The sequence below is a fragment of the Saccharothrix sp. BKS2 genome (assembly GCF_047689505.1).
GTDB lineage: Bacteria > Actinomycetota > Actinomycetes > Mycobacteriales > Pseudonocardiaceae > Actinosynnema > Actinosynnema lopnurensis.
This window is the reverse complement of record NZ_JAUQOL010000008.1, coordinates 388714-412665: the sequence shown is the minus strand read 5'-3', so window position 1 is coordinate 412665 and position 23952 is coordinate 388714. Positions and strand designations below refer to the sequence as shown.

Genomic DNA, 23952 nt, shown 5'->3' with positions numbered 1-23952 from the left:
GATGATGTCAGCCTGGACCGACACAGGGGGCGTTCGTGCGAGGTGCGTTGCTGGTGGCGGGGACCACCTCGGACGCCGGGAAGAGCGTGCTGACCGCCGGTTTGTGCCGGTGGCTGACCCGGCAGGGCGTGCGGACGGCGCCGTTCAAGGCGCAGAACATGTCCAACAACTCGGTGGTCACCCGGGACGGCGGCGAGATCGGCCGCGCGCAGGCGCTCCAGGCCGCCGCGTGCGGGCTGGAGCCGAGCGTGCGGTTCAACCCGGTGCTGCTCAAGCCGGGCGGTGACCGCAGTTCGCAGGTCGTGGTGCTGGGCCGGGCGGTCGGCGAGGTGTCCGCGCTGTCCTACCGCGAGCGCAAGGCCGAGCTGTTCACCACCGTGCTGGCCACCCTGGAGGGGCTGCGCGCCGATTACGACGTGGTGGTCTGCGAGGGCGCGGGCTCGCCCGCCGAGATCAACCTGAGGGCGAACGACATCGCCAACATGGGCCTGGCGCGGGCGGCGGACCTGCCGGTGCTGGTGGTCGGCGACATCGACCGCGGCGGGGTGTTCGCGCACCTGTTCGGGACCCTGGCCCTGCTCGACCCGGCGGACCAGGCGCTGGTCGGCGGGTTCGTGGTGAACAAGTTCCGCGGCGACCCGGAGCTGCTGCGGCCCGGCCTCGACCAGCTGCGCGCCCTCACCGGGCGGCCCGTGCTCGGGGTGCTGCCGTGGCGCGAGGAGCTGTGGCTGGACGCCGAGGACTCGCTGTCCTACGCCGCCGACGGCGTCATCGGCCGCCCGGAGCCGCCGCGCGGCGACCAGTGGCTGCGGGTGGCCGTGGTGCGGTTGCCGAGGATCTCCAACGCCACCGACGTGGAGGCGCTGGCCTGCGAGCCGGGCGTGTCGGTGAGGTTCGTCACCGAGCCGTCCCGGCTGGCCGACGCGGACCTGGTGGTCGTGCCGGGCTCCAAGGCGACCGTGACCGACCTGGCCTGGTTGCGCGCCACCGGCCTGGCCGACGCGATCACCGCGCACCCCGGCCCGGTGCTCGGGATCTGCGGCGGGTTCCAGATGCTCGGCGCGCGGGTCTCGGACGAGGTCGAGTCGCGGCGGGGCGACGTGCCCGGCCTGGGCCTGCTCGACGTGGACGTGCGGTTCGAGCCGGACAAGACCCTGGAGCAGCCGCGCGGCACGGCGTTCGGCGAACCCGTCACCGGCTACGAGATCCACCACGGGCGGGTGGTGCGCACCGCCGAGGAGGGCCTGGTCACCCTGCCGGACGGCACGTCGGAGGGCGCGCTGCGCGGCCGGGTCGCCGGCACCCACTGGCACGGCCTGCTGGAGAACGACGCCTTCCGCCGCGCGTTCCTGCGCTGGGCCGCGGGGCACGCCGACCGCAGCGGCTTCGAGCCCGCGCCGGACACCTGCTTCGCGGGCCGCCGGGCGGCGCAGCTCGACCTGCTCGGGGACCTGGTGGCCGACCACCTGGACACGGACGCGGTGCGGGCGCTGGTGGAGCGCGGCGCGCCGGCCGGGCTCCCGGTGGTCCCCCCGGCGGGCGCGCCACCCGTGGGGTGAGGCGGTCGGGGGACTCCGCGGGCCGGGATGCCCGGCGGGGGTGCCCGACCGGCGGGTCCGGGAGTAGAAAGGATCGTGGGCGATTCGCGCAACGAGGTGAGCGGGACCGTGTCGGGGCCGCTGATCCAGGCCCGCGACGTCGCCTTCGCCGCCGCCCCGCCCGCCGCGCCGGCCGGCCTGCCGCCGGTGGACCTGTTCACCGGGCGCACCACCGACCTGGCCGTGCTGGCGGCCGCCCTGCGTCCCGACCCGGCCGCCGCCCCCGTGGTGATCTCGGCGGTCGCGGGGCTCGCCGGGGTCGGCAAGACCACCCTCGCGGTGCGCGCCGCGCACGAGGCCGTCGAGGAGGGCTGGTTCCCCGGCGGCGTGCTGTTCATCGACCTCCAGGGGTACGACCCGCGCGGGCGGCCGAGCCCCGACGCGGCACTGTCGACCCTGCTGCGCGCCCTCGGCGTGTCGGCGGAGCACATCCCCGACGAGCGGGCGGGGCGCGAGGCGCTGTACCGGTCGCTGCTCGCCCGCCGGGAACCGGTGCTCCTCGTGCTGGACAACGCCTCGTCGGCGGACCAGGTGCGGCCGCTGCTGCCCGGCACCCGGACCCACCGCGTACTGGTCACCAGCCGGCACACCCTGGCCGACCTCATCGGTGCCCGCCAGTTCGACCTGAACGTCCTGGCCGAGGCCGAGGCGGTGAGCCTGCTCGACAGCGCGGTGCACGCGGCCCGCCCGGACGACGACCGCGTGGCGGCCGACCCGGCGGCGGCCGGTGAGCTGGTCCGGCTGTGCGGGTGCCTGCCACTGGCGCTGAGCATCGTGGCGGCGCTCCTGGTGGCCGATCCCGGGCAGCCGCTGGAGGACCTGGTGGCCGCGCTGGGGGAGGCGTCGACCAGGTTGGGCGAGCTGGCGTTCGGGGACAGCTCCGGCGTGCACGCCGCGTTCGACCTGTCCTACCACCGGCTCGCGCCCGCCGAGGCGCGGCTGTTCCGGCTGCTGTCGCTCAACCCGGGCCGGCAGGTCGGCACGGCGGCCGCGGCGGCGTTGGCCGACCTGTCGGAGCGGCGGACCGACAAGCTGCTGAGGTCGCTGTGCCGGGCGCACGTGCTGGAGCCGGGCGAGCCGCGCGGCTGGTACCGCTACCACGACCTGCTGCGGCTCTACGCCCAGGAGCGCGCGGCCGACGACCCCGACGAGGCCGAGCGCGCCTTCGCCCGGCTGCTCGACCACTACGTGGAGGCGGTGCGGGAGGCCGACGAGCGGCGCAACCCCGCGCACGAGTACTCGCGTGCCGCGCTGGCCTGGTTGGACGTCGAGCACCCGACCCTGGTCGAGGCGGCGCTGGTGGCCTCGCGCACCGGCCACCGGGAGCGCGCGCCGGCGTTGGCGTTCCCCCTCACGGGGTTCCTGTTCTACCGGCGGCACTGGGACGACTGCGCGGTGCTGTACACCACCGTGTACGAGATGGCGGTGGACGCGGGCGACCGCGCCGGCGAGGCCGGCGCCGTGCACCGGCTCGCCCGGCCGGCCCGGGAGATGCGCGAGCACCAGCGGGCGCGTCGGCTGTACGAGAAGTTCCTGGGGTTGAGCCGGGAGGCGGGGGACCTGCCCGCCGTGGCGCAGGCGCTGCACAACCTCGGTTCGATCGCCCGCCGCAGCGGGGACCTCACGGCGGCGCTGGGCCACTACGACGAGGCGCTGGACCGCTACCGGCAGCTGGGGGACTGGCGCGGCGAGGCCGACATCGTGTTCAACCTCGGCACGGTCGCGCGGGAGCTGCGTCGCGACGAGGAGGCCGCCGCCCGCTACGCCGAGGCCATGCGGCTCGTCGTGGCGCACGGCGACCGGCTGCGCGAGGCGCGGGTGCTGGTGCACCTCGGCACCCTGGCCAGGCGCCGCCGGGACCACGACGACGCCCGGCACCGGTGGGTGCGCGCGATGAACCTCTACGCGGCTCTGGGGCACGAGGACATGGTCCGCGGCATCCGCAAGCGGCTGGTGGGGCTGCGCCGCCGCGGGCGCTGAGGAGGGGTTTCCGGTCATCCCGCCCGGGAAGGGCAGCCCGTCGCCTGGCGGAACCCGGTGGCCGCGTGCGACCACCAAGCCGCTCTGGTCACCGGTGCCGCGTGGGCGACCGGTCCCCGACCGGAGAAGGTGCCCGACCACCAAGTCGGGCGGAGCACCGCGCCGGGAACCGTCGGGCCGCTGTGCCGCGGACGAGACGGGTGGAATCCGCAGTGGACGCCTGCTCGGCGTCCGGGAAACCGCTGAGGCGCGAACGGTTCCGGTACCGCATGTCGCACCTCCGCTCCGGTTCGGGCCTACACCCTGAAGGTACCGAGGACGGCTCAGGGGATACGTCGCCCGATCGGGCCAAGGGCGCTCACGATCCGTGCACGAGAGCGGCCCAGTCGGGACCGTCGGCGCGCTCCACCCACCCGTCGGGCCACTTCCGCCGCACGTCGCGGGTCCGCGTGCGGGCTCCGGTCAGCGTCGCGTCGGTGTGCACGCCGAAGTCGGTCTCGCCCTCGAACACCGCGCCGCGGAACGCCGACTCCCCGAACCCGACCCGCCGGAAGTCCGCCAGGCCGCGGAAGCGCGCCTCGCGGAAGTCGGCGCCCCGGGTGAAGGTCGTGCCCCGGAACGTCGCCGGCCCGGTGAACGTGGTGCCGACGAACGAGGCCGTGCGCACCTGCGCGCGCGTCAGCACCAGCTTCACCAGGGTCGCGTTGGACAGGTCGAGCGCGATGTCCGCCCAGAACGCCTCCGCCCGGTCCGGCCGCAGGTGCTCGGCGAGCAGCCCGGTGGCGGTCCGCCTGACCTCCAGCTCCTCGAACCGGTGGGCGTCGCGCGGCCCCACCCGCACCTCGGGCGGCGGCGTGAACGGCATCCGCAGGTAGGCGCAGACCAGGTTCACGATCGTCTGCCGGTGCGCGGGGTGGTGCTGCGTGAGCCGCTCCAGGGCGTAGAGCCCGGCCAGCCGCACCGGCGCCTTGTCGCTGCCCAGCTGGTCGGCCGCCTTGCCGTACATCTCGGTGACCCGCCGCTCGGTGGCGTCGTGGTCCTTCTGCCGCAGGTCCAGCTCGGTGGAGCGCTGGCGGCGGGCGGTCAGCAGCAGCGCGGCGCCGCCGCCCGTGCCGAGCACGATGCCGGAGGCGGTGCGCACGACGTCGAGCCGCACCCCGTCCCGGGGTTCGCCGGAGCCGAGGGCGATCAGCAGCACCGCGGTCGAACCGGCGGCCACGACCGCCAGCCCGATCGCCCAGAGCGTGATCGTCCTGGTCGACAGCACCCGGTGCTCCACCCGTCCAGCTCAGCGAACCCCCGCGGCCGCGTCAACCGCCCGTGCGGGGGTCCCGGGCGCCCGTCGCCGCACCGTGGCCGCGGCCATGCCCAGCACCACCAGGCCCGCCCCGGCCAGGCGCACCGCCATGGTGGTCTCGCCGAGCAGCAGCCACCCGGACAGCATCCCGGTGACCGGCACCAGCAGCGCGAACGGCACCACCGCGCTCGCCTCGTACCGGCGCAGCAGGAAGTTCCACAGCCCGAAGCCGAGCAGCGTCGACACCCACGCGATGAACAGGACCGCGCCCACGCCCGTCCAGGTCAGCGCCCGCAGCGCGGCCAGGTCCGCCGCCGCGCCCTCGAACACCAGCGACAGGCCCAGCAGCGGCGGCACGGCCAGCGCGCTCACCCACACGATGAAGTTCAGCTGGTCCGGCGGCTGCGCGCGGCGGGTGGCCACGTTCGCCAGGCCCCACGCCACCGCGCCCAGCACCACGAGCAGGAACGCCGACAGCGGGCCGCCCACCCCGTAGTCCAGGGCGATGACCACGATGCCGACCGCCGCCACGGTCATCCCGACCAGCTGCGCGGGCCGCGGCCGCTCGCGCAGCAGCACGGCCGCGAACAGCACGGTGAAGAACACCTGGCTCTGGAGCACCAGCGACGACAGGCCGGCCGGCATCCCGGCGGCCATGCCCAGGAACAGCAGCCCGAACTTGGTCACGCCCAGCGCCAGCGCCACCGCCACGACCCAGCGCCACGCCACCTTGGGCGCGCCGACGAACAGCAGCGCGGGCACGGCGGCGACCAGGAACCGCAGCGCGGAGAAGAACAGCGGCGGGAAATCACGCAGGCCCACCTTGATGACGACGAAGTTGATCCCCCAGATGGTGACGACGAGGACCGCGAGGGCGACGTGGCGTGGCTTCACACCGCTCACCCTCGACGCCACGACCGTTAAGCACCAGCAATTAATACTCACGCTTGTCGTTTAGCATCGCTGCATGTTGGATCTCGGCAGGCTGCGCGCCCTGCACGCGGTGGCCACCCACGGCTCGGTCGGCGCGGCGGCCACCGCGATCGGCTGCACGCCCTCGGCGGTGTCCCAGCAGATCGCCAAGCTGGAGCGGGAGACCCGCACCACGCTGCTGGAGCGCCGGGGCCGGGGCGTCGCCCTCACCGACGCGGCCCACCTGCTGGCCGGCACCGCCCGCCAGGTGCTGGCGCTGGTCGAGCACGCGGAGGTGGCGCTGGAGGAGCAGCGCGGCGAGGCGGTGGGCCAACTGCGCGTCGGCGCGTTCCCCACGGCCGCGCGCGGCCTGCTGCCCGCCGCGCTGGAGGCGCTGTCCCGGGACCACCCGCGGCTGGACGTGCGCGCGGTCGAGCTGGACCCGCCGGACGGACTGGACGCGGTGGCGCGCGGCGAACTGGACCTCGCCGTCACGCACGACTGGGTCAACGCGCCGCTGCCCGTGCCCGAGCCGGTGTCGCGGACGCGCCTGGGTGAGGACGTCGCGGACGTGCTGCTGCCCGCTTCGCACCCGCTGGCCGACCGGGCGGCGGTGACCCCCGAGGACCTGGCCGGGGAGCGGTGGATCTGCCAGCCGGAGGGCACGATCTGCCACGACTGGCTGGTCAACACCTTCCGGAGCGCGGGGCGGGAGCCCGACCTGGCGCACCGGGTCGCGGAGTACGAGACGCAGCTGGCCCTGCTGACCAGGGGGATCGGCGTGGCGCTGCTGCCGCGGCTGGGCCGGAGCGGGCTGCCGGGCACGGTGCGCGCGGTGCCGTTCGTGCCCACGCCGACCCGCCGCGTGTTCGCCGTCTGGCGCACCCGGGCGGGCCGCCGACCCGCCGTCACGGCCGCCCTCGCGGCCCTGCGCGCGTGCTGGGAGCGGCGCGACACGGCGTAGAGGCGGCGCGGGGCCGCCGGCCCTTCCTCGCGGCCCGTCGCGTCGGGAGTTCGGCCTCGTCGCACCGGGAGCGCGGGCCCGTTGTACGGGGAGCGCGGCCTCGCCGGGTCGGGAGCGCGGCCCCGTCGCGCCGGGACCGCGGCCCCGTCGCGCCGGCCCGCGGTCAGCCCCTGTGGCGCTCGAGCAGGTCCTCCAGGAACCCGCCCGCCTCGGCGGCGGCCCGCGCGGCGTCGCGGTCGCGCACGGCGTCGAGCAGGCCGGCGTGCGAGACGTGCTCGTCCTCGTGGTCGGTCTCCACCGTGGCCGTGATGCTGGCCCGGACCGCCTCGGTCAGGCCCTGGTACAGCTCGGCGAGCAGGGTGTTGTGCGAGCACTGCACCAGCAGCACGTGGAACGCGGTGTCGCGCTCGACCAGCCGGGCCCAGTCCTTCGCGGCCAGCGCCTCGTCCCGCTGCGCCAGCAGCTCCGCCAACCGGCCGAGCTCCTCCTCGGTCCGCTGGACGGCGGCCAGGCGGGCGCCCTCGACCTCCAGCGTCCGGCGCACCTGGAGCACCTCGCGCAGCTCGGTCCCGCACATCCGGCGGACCGCGCCGGACAGCTCGCTGGTGGCGCGGACGAACGTGCCGTCGCCCTGGCGGACCTCCAGCAACCCGGCGTGGGACAGCGCGCGCACGGCTTCCCGCACGGTGTTGCGGCCCACGCCCAGGGCGGTCACCAACTCGGGTTCGGGCGGGATGCGGCGACCGACCGGCCATTCACCGGCGGTGATCGCTCCCCTCATCTGGTCGATCACCTGGTCGACGAGCCCGGCCCGCCGAGTAGTGGCCAATGGCACAGGTCCATCCTTTCATCCGAACATCCCATGTCTGCAATAGTAAGCCGCGTGACGCTCCAGCAGACCCAGCCCGACCCGTCACCGTCGATGGTCCACAGTGCCACCGAACACGGTGCCGAGGCGACGATCGCGGCCCATCCTGCTGGTGATGCTGCCGGTCCCGGGGGCCGGAGCAGGCAGGTTGCCCTGGTCGGCAGCACCCTGTTGGCGATCGGCGTAGCGCTGGCCGCCGCCAACCTCCGCCCCGCGGTCACCAGCCTGGCCTCCGTGCTCGGCGACGTGCGCGCCTCCCTGGGCGTCTCCACGGCCTGGACCAGCCTGCTGACCGCCGTGCCGACGCTGTGCTTCGGCGTCGCCGCGTTCCTCGCGCCGTGGCTCGGCCGCCGCCTGGGCATGGCCCGCGCGGTCGGCCTGTCCCTGGCCGTGCTGACTCTCGGCCTGGTGCTGCGCGTGGTCAACGGCCCGTCGACGGTGCTCGGCGGCACGTTCATCGCGTGCGCGGGCATCGCGGTCTGCAACGTGCTGATCCCGGTGGTGGTGAAGGACTCGTTCCCGACCCGCGTGGGCCTGGTGACCGGCGTCTACACCGCCGCCCTGGCCGCCGGCGCGGCGCTCGGGGCCGCCCTCACCCCCGGCCTGGAGTCCCTGCTCGGCTCGTGGCGGCTCGCCGCGGGCGCCTGGGCGACCCTGTCGCTGGCCGCCCTGCTGATCTGGCTGGCCGGCGCCCGGCACGGCCGCGAGGTCCGCGCCACCGCCGCGCCCGCCGCGGTCGGCCGGTCCCTGCTGCGCAACCCGCTGGCCTGGGTGATCACCGTGTTCTTCGGCCTCCAGTCGCTGCTGGCCTACACGGTGATGGGGTGGCTGCCGCAGATCCTGGTCGACGCCGCCGGCGTGGACCGCGCCACGGCCGGCCTGCTGCTGGCCGTCACCATGGTGCTGGGCGTGCCGGTGAGCCTGGTCGTGCCGCCGCTGGCCGCCCGCCGGCCCGGTCAATCCGGCCTGGTGGCGGTGCTCGGCGCGCTGTCGGTGCTCGGCGTGCTCGGCCTGGCCGTGGCCCCCGCCGCCGCGCCAGCCCTGTGGGTGGTGCTGATCGGCGTGGGCATGGGCATGTTCCCGCTCGCGCTGGTGATGATCTCGCTGCGCACCTCGTCCGGCGCGGACACCGCGCGGCTGTCGGCGATGGCCCAGAGCATCGGCTACCTGATCTCCGCGGCGGGCCCGTTCGCGTTCGGGGTGCTGCGCGGGGCGACCGGCACGTGGACGACCTCGATGCTCGTCCTGGTCGGCCTGCTGGTCCTGCTGACCGCCCTGGGCTGGGTCGCGGGCCGGCCGCGCACGCTCTAGGTGATAACGCCCCACCCGGCACGCGCGATGTGCCGGTGACGGGGAAGAGGCGGAGAGCCCGGCCGCTCGAGGGGTCCGGCCGGGCTTCCGCTCCTCAGTACTCCAGCGGCAGGTTGAGCAGCGCGTTCTCGACCACCTCGGGCATACCCGGGTGGATCCAGTACTGACCGCGCGCCACCGACCTGGCGTCCTGGCCGAAGCTCATCGCCTGGATCAGCGGCTGGATCACCGTCGGCGCCTGCGGCCCGATGACGTGCGCGCCCAGGATCTCCCCGGTGCCCGGGTCGGCCAGCACCTTCGCGAACCCGGTCGTGTCCTCCATCGCCCACCCGTACGCGATCGACGCGTACGCCTGCGACCCCACCACGTACCGCACGCCGCGCTCGGCCGCCTGCTCCTCGGTCAACCCGACCGAGGCGATCTGCGGCGAGGTGAACACCGCCGCCGGCACGTGCCGGTGGTCGGCGGCGATCGGCTCGTCCGGGTGCAGCAGGTTGTGCTGCACGACGCGCGCCTCGTGGTTGGCCACGTGCTTGAGCTGGTGCTCGTTGCTGATGTCGCCCAGCGCGTAGACGCCCGCCGCGGAGGTCCGCTGGTGCTCGTCCACGACCACCCGGCCGTCCGGGTGCAGCTCGACCCCGGCGGCGGCCAGGTCCAGCAGGTCCGAGTTGGGCGTGCGGCCGACCGCGACCAGCAGCTCCTCGCCGTCCACGGACACCGAGCCCTGGGGCCCCTCCAGGTGCAGCCGCACCACGCCGTCCACGCGCTCGGCCCGCACCGCCTTGTGGCTCAGCCGCACGTCCCACTTCTCCGACGCGAGCCGGGTGAACCGCTGGGCGACCTCCCGGTCCTCGCGCCGCAGCAGCAGGTCGGACCGGGCGATCAGGGTCACCCGCACCCCGAACGACGAGAACACGTGCGCGAACTCCGCGGCCACGAACCCGCTGCCCAGGATGGTCAGCCGGGGCGGCAGGGCGTCGAGGCGCATGATCGTGTCGCTGGTGTGGTAGCCGACCGACTCCAGGTCGGCCACGTCCGGCACCACCGGGCGGCTCCCGGCCGCCAGCACGAAGCGGTCGGCCGTGATGGTCTCCCCGGTGCCCGTGTCGAGGGTCCGGGGGCCGACGAACCTGGCCGTGCCCGCGAACACGGTGACGTTGGCGTTCTCCTCCGCCCGCCACCGCCGGCCGCCCTCGGAGATCGGGTCGATGCGCCCGAAGATCCGGTCGCGCACGTCGGTCCAGCGCACCCCGTCCAGGTGGGCGTCGACGCCCAGCCGCGCGCCGGAGGCGGGCGCGGCGGCCACGTCCGCGGTGTGCACGAACATCTTGGTGGGGATGCACCCGACGTTCAGGCAGGTGCCGCCGAAGACGCCCTTCTCGACGATCGCGACCCGCTGGTCGGCGAACCTCTCGTCGAGGATGGAGTTGCCGGAGCCGGAACCGATGATGACCAGGTCGAAGTGCCTCACGTCGTGCTCCAACCCGCGGCGCGGGGCACTTGTTCCCGGCCCCGTCAGTGCGCGTAGGTCGGCACGAGCAGCGCCCGCGCGAGGGTGTGGAAGGCCAGGTTGAAGCTCACCACGGCGGGCGAGGCGTCGCCGTCCACGTCCAGCCGCTCCACGTCCACCGCGTGCACGACGAAGCAGTACCGGTGCACCTGGTCGCCGGGCGGCGGGGCGGCACCGTCGAACGCGCGCGTGCCGTAGTCGTTGCGCACGTGGAACGCGCCGTCGGGCAGCGTGTCGTCGGACTCTCCCGCGCCGGTGTCCAGGGACGTCACCGACGCCGGGATGTTCACCGCGACCCAGTGCCAGAAGCCCGAGGGGGTCGGGGCGTCCGGGTCGAAGCAGGTGACCACGAAGCTCCTGGTCCCCTCCGGGAACCCGGTCCAGCTCAGCTGCGGCGAGGTGTTGCCGCCCTCGTGCACCTGGGCCTGCGGCAACGCCTGCCCGTCCTCGACGTCGGTCGAGGAGACGGTGAACGACGGCACCTGCGGCAGCAGGGCGTAGGGGTCGGGGGTGACAGGGCGCTCGAGGCTCATCGGGTCCTCCCACACGTGATCTTGTCGGACCGCACGACCCTATCCCCGCGCGAACGGCCGCGCAGGCGGCAACCGGTCAGCCGGGTGACGCAGAACACGCACCGGCCCGGGGCCGACGCCGGCAGGCCCGTCCCATCCCTCCTCCCCTTACCGGTCGGTGAAGTGGTGGTGAACCCCTGGCGATCGCCGGAACACCGCCGGATCCCCGACCGAGAATCCGGTGTGGAGAAGCTGAGGTCCGCGCTGGACTTCCTCGGCGGCCCCGGGCCGGTGGCGCTGGCGATCGCGCTGCTGTTCGCGGCGCCGGTCATCGACCGGCTGTTCGTGCGCCGCAAGCGGCTCGGGTACCGCGTGCTGTACAACTCGAAGATCGGCCTCGGCCCGGAGCAGCTGCACGACGGCTCCGACCCGAACCCGCCGCAGCTGCGCGAGCTGGTCCGGGTGCTGGACCGGATGAGCATCGTGGTCATCCGAATTCGCAACACCGGCAGCTACCCGGTCCACGGCGGCGACTTCACCACGCCGCTGACGTTCACCTTCGGCGACCGGGTGGTGTGGAACGCCAGGGTGTCCGAGGCCGGCAGCGAGGAGCGGAAGGCGGAGATCCGGCGCACGCTCCAGTTCTTCGGCACGGAGGCGAGCCCGGTGCGCGCGTCGCTGCCGACCGTGCGCGAGCGGATGGCGCAGCTGGTGGCGAAGTGGGGTCGGCTGCCGGTGACCGCGGAGGTGCCGGGGGAGCCGGTATGGCACGGCGTGCGGCTGGAGAAGCTGTCGCTGGGGCGCAAGGAGAAGTTCAAGCTGCTGGTGGTGCTGCGCGAGCCGGACGGCAACCCGGACGGCGAGCTGGGCAAGGAGGTCGAGGTCGTCGGCGACCTCGGCGGCGCCGGGATCGTGCACGACGAGCGGCCGGAGCGGCTGGTGACGCTGCCCCGGCTCACGGGCGGGCTCGCGACGGTGCTGGCGGCCGTGCTGGTGCTCGTGCTGGCGTGGCCGCCGTCGTCGACGGACGCGTCCGTGGCGTGCGGGACGGGGACGCTGCGGGTGGAGGGGTCGAGCGTGTTCATGCCGACCGCGCGGACCATCGCCGACCGGTACCAGCGGGCGTGCCCGGACGCGCGGGTCGTCACCCGGGCGACGGGCAGCATCCAGGGCGTCCGCGAGGTGGCCGGCGGCGACGCGGACCTGGTGGTGCTGTCCGACGGCAGGCAGGACGTGCCGGGCGTGCACGCGCAGCAGTTGGCGATCGTGGTCTACCACGTGGTGGTGCACGCGTCCGTCGGGGTGGACGCGATCAGCCTGGAGCAGCTGCGCGGCGTCTACTCCGGCGCGTACACGGACTGGAGCCAGCTGCGGGGCGGCGACCCGCTGCCCATCCGGGTCGTCGGGCGCGGTGGCGAGTCGGGGACGCGGGAGCTGTTCGAGCGGCGGGTGCTGGGCACGAGCGAGAGCGCGCTGTCGTCCAACGACTGCCGGGTGAAGGACCGGGCGCCCGACGCGCCGGTGATCCGTTGCGAGCGGGACGACAACGCCGACGTGGTGCGGGAGATCGGCGCGGTGGAGGGCGCGATCGGGTACGCCGACGCCCCGTCGGTCGCCGAGGCCCGCAAGACCAACCGGCTGACGGCCCTGTCCCTGGACGGCAAGGTCTTCGACGCCGCCGCGGGCGTGGAGGCCGGCTACCCGTTCTGGACCGTCGAGTACCTCTACACCCGCACCGAGCCCGCCCCCGGTTCCGCCGCCGCCCGCTTCATCACCTACGTCCGCCAGCACGAAGCCCCGCGCCTGCACCTCAAGGACGCGGGCTACCTCCCCTGCCACACCCCCGACAACCTCCCCCTCCCCCTCTGCACCCACCGCTGACCCCGCGCGAGTCGTACGTCCAGGTCACGCGAGTCGTACGTTCCGGACCCCCGAGTTACACGTTCAGGACCCCCGGGCTGCACGTTCGGGGGATCCTGAACGCTGAACTCGGGGGTCCTGGACGTACGACACGACGGGTCTGGACGTACGACTCGCGCCTGGGGTTTAGGCGGCGGTGACGGTGGTGGCTGTGGTGGCTGCGGTGGTGGGTTCCAGGGCCAGGGTCAGGACTTCGCTCACGTCGCGGACCAGGTGGACGGTCAGGGCGTCGCGCACCTGCTCCGGCACGTCGTCCAGGTCCGGCTCGTTGCGCTGCGGCAGCAGCACGGTGGTGATGCCCGCGCGGTGCGCGGCCAGCAGCTTCTGCTTGACCCCGCCGATCGGCAGCACCCGCCCGGTGAGCGAGACCTCGCCCGTCATCGCCACGTCGGAGCGCACCGGGCGACCCGACAGCAGCGACGCCAGCGCCGTCGTCATCGTCACGCCCGCGGACGGCCCGTCCTTCGGCACCGCGCCCGCCGGCACGTGGATGTGCACCCCGCGCTCGGCCAGCTCCTCCGCGCCCGCGTCGTGCGACTTCAGGTACGACAGCGCGATCTGCGCGGACTCCTTCATCACCTCGCCCAGCTGCCCGGTCAGCACGACCCCGGCCGACCCGGTGCCCTTCGGCGCCAGCGACGCCTCCACGAACAGCACGTCACCGCCCGCGCCGGTCACCGCCAACCCCGTGGCCACGCCCGGCACGGCGGTCCGCTCGGCCGACTCCGGCGTGTGCTTGGGCGAGCCCAGGTACCCGCGCAGCTCCGGCACGTCCACCGCCACCGGCAGCGCCGCCTCGTCCAGCGCCACCCGGGCCGTCACCTTCCGCAGCACCCGTGCCAGCGAGCGCTCCAGCTGCCGCACGCCCGCCTCGCGGGTGTACTCGCCGGCCAGCTTCCGCAGGGCCGCCTCGCTGATCGAGACGTCCTCCGGCGCCAGCCCGGCGCGCTCGACCTGCCGGGGCAGCAGGTGGTCGCGGGCGATGGTGACCTTCTCGTCCTCGGTGTACCCGTCGAGCCGGACCAGCTCCATGCGGTCCAGCAGCGGGCCCGGGATGGACTCCAGCACGTTGGCCGTGGCCAGGAACACCACGTCCGACAGGTCCAGCTCGACCTCCAGGTAGTGGTCCCGGAACGTGTGGTTCTGCGCCGGGTCCAGCACCTCCAGCAGCGCGGCGGTCGGGTCGCCCCGGTAGTCCGCGCCCACCTTGTCGATCTCGTCCAGCAGCACGACCGGGTTCATCGAGCCCGCCTCGGAGATGGCGCGCACGATCCGGCCCGGCAGCGCGCCCACGTAGGTGCGCCGGTGGCCGCGGATCTCGGCCTCGTCGCGCACACCGCCCAGGGCGACCCGGACGAACTCGCGCCCCATGGCCCGCGCGACCGACTCGCCGAGCGAGGTCTTGCCGACCCCGGGCGGGCCCACCAGGGCCAGCACCGCGCCGGACCGCCGCCCGCCGACGACGCCCATGCCGCGGTCGGCACGCCTGCGCCGCACGGCCAGGTACTCGACGATGCGCTCCTTCACGTCGTCCAGGCCGGCGTGGTCGGCGTCCAGCACGGCCCGCGCGCCCGCGATGTCGTAGGAGTCCTCGGTGCGCTCGTTCCACGGGATGCCCAGCACCGTGTCCAGCCACGTGCGGATCCAGCCGACCTCGGGGGACTGCTCGGAGGTCCGCTCCAGCTTGTCGACCTCGGTCAGCGCGGCCTGCCGCACGTGCTCCGGCAGGTCGGCGCCCTCGACGCGGGCCCGGTAGTCCTGCTCCTCGGTGGCGGGCTTGCCGTCCAGCTCGGCCAGCTCCTTGCGGATCGCGGCGAGCTGCTGGCGCAGCAGGAACTCGCGCTGCTGCTTCTCCACGCCCTCCTTGACGTCCTTGCGGATCGTCTCGGCCACGTCCAGCTCGGTCAGGTGCTCCCGGCCCCACTCGATCAGCCGCTCCAGCCGCCGCGTGGTGTCGGGCGTCTCCAGCAGCCACACCTTCTGCTCGTCGCCCAGGTACGAGGCGTACCCGGCGAGGTCGGCCAGCGCCGACGGCTCGTCGACCTGCTGCACCGAGTCGACCACCTGCCACGCGCCGCGCTGCTGGAGGATCGACGTGACCAGCGCGCGGTACTCGCGGGCCAGCTCGTGCGTGCGCTCGTCGGCGGGCGGCACGTCGGCGATCGTCGCCTCGACCCACAGCGCCGCGCCGGGACCGGTCGTGCCGGTGCCGATGCGCACCCGCTCGGTGCCGCGCACCACGGCCGCGCGCTCGCCGCCGGACAGCCTGCCCACCTGCTCTATCACGCCCAGTGTGCCGACCTTGGCGTACTTCCCGTCCAACCGCGGCACCAGCAGCACCTTGGACTGACCACCGGCGGCGGTCGCGGCCTCGACGGCGGCGCGGGCCTCGGCGCCGGCGTCCACGCCGCTGAGCCGGATCGGCACGACCATGCCCGGCAGCACGACCACGTCGTCCAGCGGCAGGACCGGCAGCGCCAACGTCTCGCCCATGATTCCTCCAAAGTTGAGTCTGACTGGCTCAACCAAGGTGAGCGGGGAATTGTTTCCGCCGCCTGTTCGCCCAGAGCGAGCAGGCGGGGAGGGGCGCAGGGGGAGAGGGGGCAGGGGCGCAGGGGGAGGTGGCGGTGGGGGAGGCAGCGGTGGGGGAGGCGGCGCGGGGCAGGCGGTGAGGAGGGCAGGCGGCGGCGGAGGCAGGCGGCGGCAGCAGGCGACGAGAGGCAGGCGGTGAGGGGTAGGCCGTGGTGGGACGGCCTGCGACGGGGGCAGGCCCGAGGGCGCAGCCTGCGACGGGACGGGCCCCGAGGGCGGTGCTGCGGCTTTCGGGTGCACTTCTCCGGTTGTGATCGTGTTCACCCGCCGTCACCGGCACGATGCACGGTGTGGCTACGACGGCCGGCGGCCCGGGCTCGGCGGTGCACCGCACGATCGTGGTGGTCGACGTGGAGGGCTTCGGCGACCCGCGCCGCACCCTGCCCCACCAGCTGGGCACGCGCGCCGGGCTGTACCGGGTCGTCGAGGCGGCGCTGCGGGCGGCCGGGGTGGCGTGGGAGGACTGCTACCACGAGGACCGCGGCGACTGCGTGTTCGTCCTCGTGCCGCCGGACTTCCCCAAAGGCCCGCTGGTGGAGGTGGTGCCCGCCGCGCTGGTGGCGGCGCTGCGCGCCCACAACGACGCCTGCCCGCCCGAGCAGCGGGTCCGGCTGCGGGTGGCCGTGCACGCCGGTGAGGTCGCCTTCGACGGCCACGGCGCCACCTCCACCGCGCTGACCACCGCGTTCCGGCTGATCGACGCGGCGCCGCTGAAGCGGGCCCTGGCCGGTTCCCCCGGCGTGCTGGCGCTGGTGGTGTCCCGCTGGGTCTTCGACGAGGTGGTCCGCAACTCCGCGGTGCTCGACCCGGCCACGTTCCGGCCCGCGCCGGTGAGCGTGAAGGAGACCCGCGACACCGCCTGGATCGCCCTGCCCGACCACCCCTACCCGGCCGACCGGACCGCCGCGGACCACCCCGCGCCCGACCCGGCGTCCGCGCCCCACCAGCTGCCCGCCCCGCCCTCGCCGTTCGTCGGCCGCCAGGAGGAGCTGGACCGCCTGGACGCCGCCGTGGCGAACAGCTCCACGGTGGTCGTCTCCGCGATCGCCGGCGCCGGGGGCATCGGCAAGACCTGGTTGGCGCTGAACTGGTCCCACCGCGACCTCGGGCGGTTCCCGGACGGCCAGCTGTTCGTGGACCTGCGCGGGTTCAGCCCCGACGGCGAGCCGATGGACCCCGCGGTGGCGGTGCGCGGCTTCCTCGACGCCCTGGGCGTCGACCCCGGCCGCATCCCCGTCGACCCGCACGCCCAGGCCGCGCTGTTCCGCGGCCTGGTCGGCGACCGGCGGATGCTGCTGGTGCTGGACAACGCCGCCGACACCGCCCAGGTCACCCCGCTGCTGCCTGGCGGCGACACCTGCACCGTGCTGGTCACCAGCCGTAGACGGCTGGCCGGGCTGATCACCGCCCACGACGCCCACCACCTGCCGCTGGACGTGCTGGCCGACGACGAGGCCCGCGCCCTGCTGACCCACCGGCTCGACCCCGGCCGCCTCGCCGCCGAGCCCGCCGCCGTCGCCGAGCTGATCGCCCTGTGCGGCGGGTTCCCGCTGGCGCTGAGCATCGTCGCCGCCCACGCCCACACCCGTCCCCAGCTCACCCTGACCGCCCTGGCGGCCGAGCTGCGCGACCTCGGCCTGGACGCCCTGGACGACGACGACCCGACGGCCAGCCTGCCCACCGTGCTGTCGTGGTCCCTGCGCTCCCTGACCCCCGACCAGGCCACCGCCCTCGCCCTGCTCGGCATCGCGCCTGGGCCGGACATCGGCCTGCCCGCCGCCGCGAGCCTCACCGGCCTGCCGCCCGGCGCGGCCAGGGCGGTGCTGCGCGGCCTGGTGCAGGCGTCGCTGATCGGCGAGGACGCCCGCGGTCACCACCGGATGCACGACCTGATCCGCAGGCACGCCGCCGACACCGCGGCCACCCTGCCCCGGCGGACCCGGGACGAGGCCCTGCGCCGGGTGGTCGACCACTACCTGCACACCGCCCACGCCGCCGACCGGCACCTGATGGCCGACCGCACCCCCGCCGAGCTCGACCCGCCCGAACCCGGCACCCACCTGAGCCCGCCGACCGACTACGCCGCCGCCCTGGCGTGGTTCGACGCCGAGCACCCCAACCTGCTCGTGGCCCAGCGCACCGCCGCCGCCACCGGCCGGCACCGGGCCGCGTGGGGCCTGGCCTGGGCCCTGACCACGTTCCACCACCGGCGGGGGCACCTGCACGACCGGCTCGCCGTGTGGCGGATCGGGCTGGCCGCGGCCGAGTGCCTGCCCGATCCCGTCGCCCGCACCCTGGCCCACCGGTACAGCGGCCGCGCCTGCGCCGACCTGGGGCGCTACGACGAGGCGGAGGAGCACCTGCGCCAGGTCCTGGTGCTGGCCGAACGCGCCGGGGACGCCGATCGGCAGGCTCGGGCCCACCAGGAGTTCACCCGGCTCTGGGCGCTGCGGGGCGACAACGCGAAGGCGCTGGAGCACGCCACCCACGCCCTGCGGCTGCAACGCGCCCTGGACGACCGGGTGGGCGAGGCGCTGTCGCTCAACCTCGTGGGCTGGTACGAGGCCCTGCTGGGCGATTACGACCGGGCCCGCGAGCACTGCCGGGCCGCGCTCGCCCTCCAGCGCGAGCACCACGCCCGCGAGGGCGAGGCGATGAGCCTGGACAGCCTGGGCTACGTCGACCACCGCACCGGCCACCACGACCGGGCCTTGGAGCACTACCGCCAGGCCCTCGCCGTGTTCCGGGAACTCGGCCACAGCTACGCCGAAGCCGACAGCCTGGAGGGCCTGGGCCACCCGTACGCCGCCCTGGGCCGGGTCGACCGGGCCCGCGAGGTGTGGCGGCAGGCGTGGGAGCTGTACCGGGGCCAGGGTCGTGACGCCGAAGCCGAGGGGGTGCGGCGGCGGCTCGACGAGCTCGACCACCCGGACGACCCGGACGGCCACGGCGACCCGGCCCACCACGACGACCCGGCCCACCACGACGACCCGGCCCACCACGGCGACTCAGCCCACCACGACGACTCCGACGACCAGTGCGCGCCGAGGTGAGCCGCGGACCCATCCGCTAGGTTGCCGCGAAACGGGCACGAGCGTCCGTTAGGGGGTTGTGCCCGTTCGGGCGACCCACGACGATCACGCCTTCGGCTGACGAGGAGATGTGCGCATGGAGCAGGCGAGCTGGGTTCCGTCCTCGGTGGACCTGAACCGGCCGAGCGCGGCCCGGATGTACGACTACTACCTGGGTGGTTCGCACAACTTCGCGGTGGACCGCGAGGCCGCGAAGTCCGTCGAGCAGATCTTCCCCGGCATGTCGGGCGCGGCGCGGGCCAACCGCTCGTTCCTGCGCCGCGCGGTACGCCACCTGCTGGGGCAGGGCATCGACCAGTTCCTGGACCTGGGCTCGGGCATCCCGACCGTCGGCAACGTGCACGAGATCGCCCACCAGACCAACCCGGCGGCCAAGGTCGTCTACGCCGACGTGGAGCCGGTGGCGGTCGCGCACAGCACGGCGCTGCTCGCGGACAACCCGCTGGCCTGCGCCATCCAGGCCGACCTGCGCGACCCGGACTCCGTGCTGGGCAACGAGGACGTCCGCCGGATGATCGACTTCGACCGGCCCGTGGGCCTGCTGATGGTCGCGGTGCTGCACTTCGTGCCGGACGCCGACGAGCCGCACAAGGCCGTCGCGCGCTACCGGGAGGCCCTGGCGCCGGGCAGCTACCTGGCCCTCTCGCACGCCAGCTGGGACGGGATCTCGGCGGAGGGCATCGAGGGCGGCGAGCAGGTCAACGCGATCTACCGCAAGACCGACAGCCCGCTGGTGCTGCGGCCGGGCGACGAGATCGCCTCCTTCCTCACCGGGTTCGAGGTGGTCGAACCGGGTGTCGTGCCGCTGTCGGAGTGGCACCCCGACTCCGACGACGCCTACATCAGCGCGTACGCCGGGGTCGGCCGCAAGCCCTGACCGGAGGGGGACCGGGCGGGGTCACTCCGGGAGGGGCCCCGCCCGGTGCCACCCCGGGCCGGGCCACCCCGGCGAGGTCACTCCGGCTGGGTCACTCCGGCGGGGTCAGGCGCAGATCCGGGTCGATCGGCGGCTCGCCGTCGAACGGCCCCCTCGGCAGGCCGCCCAGCGCGTCCAGGGTGATCGCGATCTCCCGGGCGTGCGGGTCGGTGCCGGTCGGCGGCACGGTGAACCAGTCCCGCAGGTCGGCCGGGACCCGGTAGCGCTCGGCCAGCTCCCGGTAGAGCGGGCCGCGCTGCTCGGCCTGCTCGGCCAGCTGCTGGTACTCGCGCATGGCCAGCCGCATCCGGATCCAGCGGTACCGGTCGGTCCGGGCGTCCTGGGTGAACCGGGTGCGCAGCAGCCTGCCCGCCTCCTCGCCCCGCCGCGCCAGGGCGAGGATCGTCTCCGGCCGCATGAACAGGTTGGTGCCGCCCTCGTCCTGCGCGATCCGGCCCCGGTAACCGGGCAGCGCGGACTGCGCGGTGTCGCGCCAGCCGAGCAGGGTGTCCAGGATCGCGGACGCGAAGTGCTGCACGAGCCCGATGCCGCGCCACGGCGCGCCGCCGGTGGAGGCGTCCTGCTCGGGCAGCCACACGTCCCGGTCGTCGCCCGGCGGGTACGGCTGGAGGCTCAGGCCGAACGTCGGCCAGCGGGGCAGCAGCTGGTCGAAGAAGTGGATGGGGAAGTTGCTGGTGATGCCGCCGTCGGAGAACCAGTGCACGCGGGGCTCAGGCTCGGCGCGCACCAGCGGCACGGCGGCGATCAGGCCGGGCAGCGGCGTGCTCATCCGGACCGCGAGCGCCACGGGCAGGTCGCGCGGCAGGACGTGGACCGGTTCGTCCGGGTGCCGCGGGCAGCGGTGCCCGGACTCCTCGCGGCCCAGGGCCTCCACGGTCCGCCGGGGCAGCACCACGCCCAGGCACGTGCGGCAGAACAGCCACGCGTCGGCCGGCTCGGTGAACGGCAGCCGGTAGGGGCGGCCCTCGGACAGGTCCGTGGTCATCAGCACCAGGGTGGTGTTCAGGTCGGCGAAGGTCAGGTCCGGCACGCCGGACAGGTCGTCGAGCCGGTCGGCGATCCAGTCGCCCAGCGGCGGCACGCCGGTCGATCTCGGCACCCCGCAGCGGCGGTCCCAGAAGTTCGCCTCGAACCGGCCGGTGCCGGGCACCAGCCCGAAGTGGACGGTGGCCGCCATCCGGTCGAGGAACCGCTTGGCGCTCAGGCCGAAGGTGAGCGCGACGACGCTGACCAGGGCGAAGCCCAGCACGAGCCAGCACACCGCGGCGGTGGCCGCGCTCGCCAGGCTCGGGGCGTTCCACCGGGTGGCGAGCGCGACCGGCGCGAGCGGGGCCAGGAGCAGCAGCGCGGTGCCCGCGCGCCGCGGCCGGGAACCCCCGCCCCGCACGGACAGGAGCACCACCACGACCGGCACGACGACCAGCGCCGCGGCGGCGATCGCGACGAGCACCCACGTCGGCGTCGAGCCCCACCGCACGACGCGGGACCACAGCGCGGGCCCGATCAGCCACAGGACCAGCGCCAGGGCCGGCAGCAGCCGCGCCCGCCAACCGACCGCGCCGAGCAGCGCGAGCAGCAGGCAGGTCAGCGGGCTGCGCCCGGTGGTGTCCCGCCGCTGCATGGAGGCCATGACGATGCGGAACAGCTTGCGGGTGTCCTCGCCGGGTTGGAACAGCTGGGCCATCCGCCAGCCCGGCGCGGCGAACCAGTCGACCAGGTCGTGGAGCTTGCGGAACCCGCCCTGCTCGCGCCCCCTCTCGGCGGCGGCGGTGAAGGCGGCCCCGATGGCGCCGGCGGACGCGCCGCCCAGCGACCGGAAGCGGTAGTGCTCGGCCAGCTCCACCACCGCCCACGGGTACACCACGCCGCTGGTGGTGCCGCCCCGCATGGTCAGGTCGCAGTACCGGTCGTGCTCCTCCGCCATGCCCCCATGATCCACCCGCCGGGGGGACGGGGCGCTAGGCCGATCGGTGGTGCTCGGCGGCGATGCGCTCGACCTCGGCCGGCGTGCCGGTCATGATCGTGCGGGCGTGCTCGGTGATCAGCTCCACCGGCCAGTCCCACCACCGGGCGCGCAGCAGGCGGGCCACGTCCTCGTCCGGGAAGCGCCGCTTCAGCACGCGCCCGGGGTTCCCGCCGACCACCGAGTACGGCGGCACGTCCGACACCACCACGGCCCCGGCCGCGATGATCGCCCCGTCGCCGATGGTGACGCCCGGCATGACCAGGCAGTCGTAGCCGAACCACACGTCGTTGCCCACGACGGTGTCCCCGCGCGTCCCCATGTCCGCGAACAGGTCGGCCGTGCGCTCCTGCCAGGCCCCGCCGAAGATCGTGAACGGGAACGTCGACACGCCGGTGTTGAGGTGGTTCGCGCCGGCCATGATGAACCGGGTGCTGCTGGCGAGGGCGCAGAACTTCCCGATGACCAGCTTCTCCGGCCCGTACCCGTAGAGCACGTTGCGCGTCTCGAACTCGGTGGCGTGCTCGGGGTCGTCGTAGTAGGTGTACTCGCCGACCTCGACGGTCGGCGCGGTCACCAGCGGCTTGAGCAGCACCACGCGGTCGGTGTGCGCCAGCGGGTGCAGGGTGGTCGGGTCGGGGACGAAGGTCAAAGAGAACTCCTTGTCGCAACTCGTGTTGCGTTAGAGTGGCACGCCCGCACCCCTGACGCAACTGGAGTCGCACTTGAGCACACGACCCGGCGGCCGGTCGGCCCGCGTCCGCGACGCCGTGCTGGAGGCCGTGCACGCCGAGCTCGTCGACCGCGGCTACCTCGGGATGACCGTCGAGAACGTCGCCGACCGCGCGGGCGTCCACAAGACCACCGTCTACCGCCGCTGGGGCACCGTGGACGTGCTCATCGCCGACGCCCTGGACCGCGGCCGCGACGTCGCCTGGACCGCGCCCGACACCGGCTCCGCCGAGGGCGACCTGATCGCGCTGGCCCACGAGGTCGTCGACACCTTCACCGACCCCGTGCGCAGCCGCGTCCCCATCGCCCTGGTCGCCGCCGCCCTCCAGTCGAGCCGTGCCCGGCAGGCCAAGCACGACTACTACGCCGCCCGGCACGCCGCCGCCGCGGGAATCGTGGAGAGGGCGGTCGAGCGCGGCGAGCTGCCGCCCCGCACCGACCCCGCCGAGCTGGTGCGGCAGACCTGCGCCCCGCTGTTCTACCGGGTGTTCGTGTCCGGTGAACCGCTCGACCGCGCCACCGGCGAGCGCGCGGCGCGGGCGGCGCTCGCCGCTGCCCGCGCCGGGGTGCTCTGAGGATCGCCGGGTGCTCTGAGGATCGCCGGGTGCTCCGAGGATCGCCGGGTGCTCCGAGGATCGGGGACGGGGTGTTCCGAGGGGCGGCGCCGGGGTGCTCCGGGGACCGGTGGCGGAGTTCCGCGACGGATCGGGGCCGGGGTTCCGCAACGATCCGGCCCCGCCGCGCGATGATCGGTTGTGTCGAGGACGTTGCGGACCAACGTGGTCAAGGTGCTGGGGGCGCTGGCGTCCGCCGGCGCGCTGTGCTGGGTCTTCCTCCCGCCGGCCGTGGACGTGATCGACCGGCCCCGGACCGTGGCCGAGGGCAGCCGGCCCCTGCTGGTCTTCTCCACCGAGGGCGGCCAGACCGACCACGAGCTGCACGCGCACTTCACCGGTGACGTCGGTGACGACATCACCGCGTGGTTCGGGGTCCGGACCGTCGACGCGGACGCCACCGAGTACGAGCAGCTCGGCGTGCGCGTCACGTTCTTCGGCCCGGACCTCCCCGCGAGGTGACTTGTCAGGGCAAACCCGTCCCGACTGCGGCGTGGGACGACCTCGGCGCCGGGGCGAGGAGCGCGTTCGCCGCGGACCGGACGAGCCGGAAGCGGGGCGCCCACCCCCGCGGCGCGCTCGCGGAGGACCCGGTCTCCGCCTCCTTCCCCCAGTGGGCGGGCACCGTGACCACGGCGGTCAAGAGGAACACCGCGGAGGACCGGAACGCCGCGGCGCTGCACTGCGTGGTGCCCGCGGCCTGGGTCTGGACCCGGACCCCGCGGCGCCTCACCGCACTGCTGCCCCAGGTCAACTACAACGGGGTCCAGGACCGGACCGACCACCAGAGCGACCTGCTGGGCAGCGTGGCGCTGAACCGGGACCCGGACTGGGTGCTGTCCGAGTCCTACCCCGAGGCGGGCCTGGACGCCTTCTCGGTGAACCAGGAGCTCACGCAGCACTGGGTGGGCAAGAAGGGACAGGAGCACAACTTCGGCTACCTGACGCAGCCCGACCTGCTGTTCGCCGCCCGGGGCACCGACCAGGACGACGTGCGGGCGCTGACGATCGCGGGCATCGTGCTCGGCATCGCCGGGAGCCTGGTCGTGTCGGCCCTCGCCCGGCTGGTGGACGTCGTGGCGGAACTCGTCGCCCCGGAGCGCCCCACCGGCACCTGAGGCGCGCGGGCACCCGAAGCGCGCGCGCCCGG

At 74.7% G+C, this 23952-nt stretch carries 18 protein-coding genes; 10 read left to right on the top strand and 8 right to left on the bottom strand.

Annotated elements, in window-relative coordinates; genetic code table 11:
* The first annotated feature begins 35 nt into the window (after positions 1-35).
* Together Q5530_RS19825 and Q5530_RS19820 are read left to right on the top strand one after the other, a co-directional pair.
* A complete protein-coding gene (locus tag Q5530_RS19825) occupies positions 36-1559 on the top strand; it encodes a cobyric acid synthase (protein ID WP_415364137.1) in 1524 nt (507 codons plus the stop codon).
* Between the two features lie 108 nt (positions 1560-1667).
* Positions 1668-3578, top strand: coding sequence for an ATP-binding protein (locus tag Q5530_RS19820; RefSeq protein WP_415364136.1), 1911 nt, complete (start codon positions 1668-1670; stop codon positions 3576-3578).
* Positions 3579-3936: 358 nt separating this feature from the next.
* Here Q5530_RS19820 and Q5530_RS19815 read toward each other — a convergent pair whose 3' ends face one another.
* The gene (locus Q5530_RS19815) at positions 3937-4845 is read right to left on the bottom strand and encodes a pentapeptide repeat-containing protein (RefSeq protein WP_415364135.1); all 909 of its coding nucleotides are present in this window, start codon (positions 4843-4845) and stop codon (positions 3937-3939) included.
* 21 nt (positions 4846-4866) lie between these two features.
* Positions 4867-5769: an EamA family transporter gene (locus tag Q5530_RS19810; RefSeq protein WP_415364134.1), complete on the bottom strand. Its 903-nt coding sequence runs from the start codon at positions 5767-5769 to the stop codon at positions 4867-4869.
* Positions 5770-5842: 73 nt separating this feature from the next.
* On the opposite strand from Q5530_RS19810, the gene Q5530_RS19805 reads away from it, so the two are divergent.
* Positions 5843-6751, top strand: coding sequence for a LysR family transcriptional regulator (locus Q5530_RS19805; protein ID WP_415364133.1), 909 nt, complete (start codon positions 5843-5845; stop codon positions 6749-6751).
* A 163-nt stretch (positions 6752-6914) separates the two neighbouring features.
* On the opposite strand, the gene Q5530_RS19800 is transcribed toward Q5530_RS19805, so the two are convergent.
* Complete coding sequence (locus Q5530_RS19800; RefSeq protein ID WP_415364132.1) at positions 6915-7586, bottom strand: FadR/GntR family transcriptional regulator; 672 nt, start codon at positions 7584-7586, stop codon at positions 6915-6917.
* 204 nt (positions 7587-7790) lie between these two features.
* On the opposite strand from Q5530_RS19800, the gene Q5530_RS19795 reads away from it, so the two are divergent.
* The gene (locus Q5530_RS19795; protein ID WP_415364130.1) at positions 7791-8930 is read left to right on the top strand and encodes a CynX/NimT family MFS transporter; all 1140 of its coding nucleotides are present in this window, start codon (positions 7791-7793) and stop codon (positions 8928-8930) included.
* Between the two features lie 94 nt (positions 8931-9024).
* Here the strand turns inward: Q5530_RS19795 and Q5530_RS19790 are convergent, their stop codons facing one another.
* Both Q5530_RS19790 and Q5530_RS19785 read right to left on the bottom strand, forming a co-directional pair.
* Positions 9025-10401: a mycothione reductase gene (locus Q5530_RS19790; RefSeq protein WP_415364129.1), complete on the bottom strand. Its 1377-nt coding sequence runs from the start codon at positions 10399-10401 to the stop codon at positions 9025-9027.
* Positions 10402-10445: 44 nt separating this feature from the next.
* Positions 10446-10973 (bottom strand): YbhB/YbcL family Raf kinase inhibitor-like protein, encoded by a 528-nt coding sequence (locus Q5530_RS19785; protein ID WP_415364128.1) that lies wholly within the window; start codon positions 10971-10973, stop codon positions 10446-10448.
* 222 nt (positions 10974-11195) lie between these two features.
* On the opposite strand from Q5530_RS19785, the gene Q5530_RS19780 reads away from it, so the two are divergent.
* A complete protein-coding gene (locus Q5530_RS19780; protein ID WP_415364127.1) occupies positions 11196-12833 on the top strand; it encodes a PstS family phosphate ABC transporter substrate-binding protein in 1638 nt (545 codons plus the stop codon).
* Between the two features lie 165 nt (positions 12834-12998).
* Here the strand turns inward: Q5530_RS19780 and lon are convergent, their stop codons facing one another.
* A complete protein-coding gene (gene lon / locus Q5530_RS19775; protein ID WP_415364126.1) occupies positions 12999-15365 on the bottom strand; it encodes an endopeptidase La in 2367 nt (788 codons plus the stop codon).
* A gap of 389 nt (positions 15366-15754) precedes the next feature.
* On the opposite strand from lon, the gene Q5530_RS19770 reads away from it, so the two are divergent.
* Positions 15755-18517, top strand: a complete 2763-nt coding sequence (locus Q5530_RS19770; RefSeq protein ID WP_415364124.1) for an ATP-binding protein — start codon at positions 15755-15757, stop codon at positions 18515-18517.
* A 115-nt stretch (positions 18518-18632) separates the two neighbouring features.
* Positions 18633-19433 (top strand): SAM-dependent methyltransferase, encoded by an 801-nt coding sequence (locus tag Q5530_RS19765; RefSeq protein ID WP_415364123.1) that lies wholly within the window; start codon positions 18633-18635, stop codon positions 19431-19433.
* Between the two features lie 91 nt (positions 19434-19524).
* Here the strand turns inward: Q5530_RS19765 and Q5530_RS19760 are convergent, their stop codons facing one another.
* Together Q5530_RS19760 and Q5530_RS19755 are read right to left on the bottom strand one after the other, a co-directional pair.
* Positions 19525-21417, bottom strand: a complete 1893-nt coding sequence (locus tag Q5530_RS19760) for a patatin (protein ID WP_415364122.1) — start codon at positions 21415-21417, stop codon at positions 19525-19527.
* Between the two features lie 34 nt (positions 21418-21451).
* Positions 21452-22108 (bottom strand): CatB-related O-acetyltransferase, encoded by a 657-nt coding sequence (locus Q5530_RS19755; RefSeq protein WP_415364121.1) that lies wholly within the window; start codon positions 22106-22108, stop codon positions 21452-21454.
* A gap of 73 nt (positions 22109-22181) precedes the next feature.
* On the opposite strand from Q5530_RS19755, the gene Q5530_RS19750 reads away from it, so the two are divergent.
* From Q5530_RS19750 to Q5530_RS19740, 3 genes are all read left to right on the top strand, one after another.
* On the top strand, positions 22182-22763 hold the full coding sequence (locus Q5530_RS19750; RefSeq protein ID WP_415364119.1) for a TetR/AcrR family transcriptional regulator: 582 nt from the start codon (positions 22182-22184) through the stop codon (positions 22761-22763).
* Between the two features lie 180 nt (positions 22764-22943).
* The gene (locus Q5530_RS19745) at positions 22944-23264 is read left to right on the top strand and encodes a hypothetical protein (RefSeq protein ID WP_415364118.1); all 321 of its coding nucleotides are present in this window, start codon (positions 22944-22946) and stop codon (positions 23262-23264) included.
* Positions 23261-23920 (top strand): hypothetical protein, encoded by a 660-nt coding sequence (locus Q5530_RS19740; RefSeq protein WP_415364116.1) that lies wholly within the window; start codon positions 23261-23263, stop codon positions 23918-23920. The genes Q5530_RS19745 and Q5530_RS19740 overlap by 4 nt, the downstream gene beginning before the upstream one ends.
* The last annotated feature ends 32 nt before the right edge of the window (positions 23921-23952 follow it).

Bases quoted from the DNA above. Each gene is read 5' to 3' on its own strand.
- Q5530_RS19805 (WP_415364133.1), top strand. From the start codon at position 5,843: ATGTTGGATCTCGGCAGGCTGCGCGCCCTGCACGCGGTGGCCACCCAC.
- Q5530_RS19785 (WP_415364128.1), bottom strand. From the start codon at position 10,973: ATGAGCCTCGAGCGCCCTGTCACCCCCGACCCCTACGCCCTGCTGCCG.
- lon (WP_415364126.1), bottom strand. From the start codon at position 15,365: ATGGGCGAGACGTTGGCGCTGCCGGTCCTGCCGCTGGACGACGTGGTC.
- Q5530_RS19765 (WP_415364123.1), top strand. From the start codon at position 18,633: ATGGAGCAGGCGAGCTGGGTTCCGTCCTCGGTGGACCTGAACCGGCCG.
- Q5530_RS19760 (WP_415364122.1), bottom strand. From the start codon at position 21,417: ATGGCGGAGGAGCACGACCGGTACTGCGACCTGACCATGCGGGGCGGC.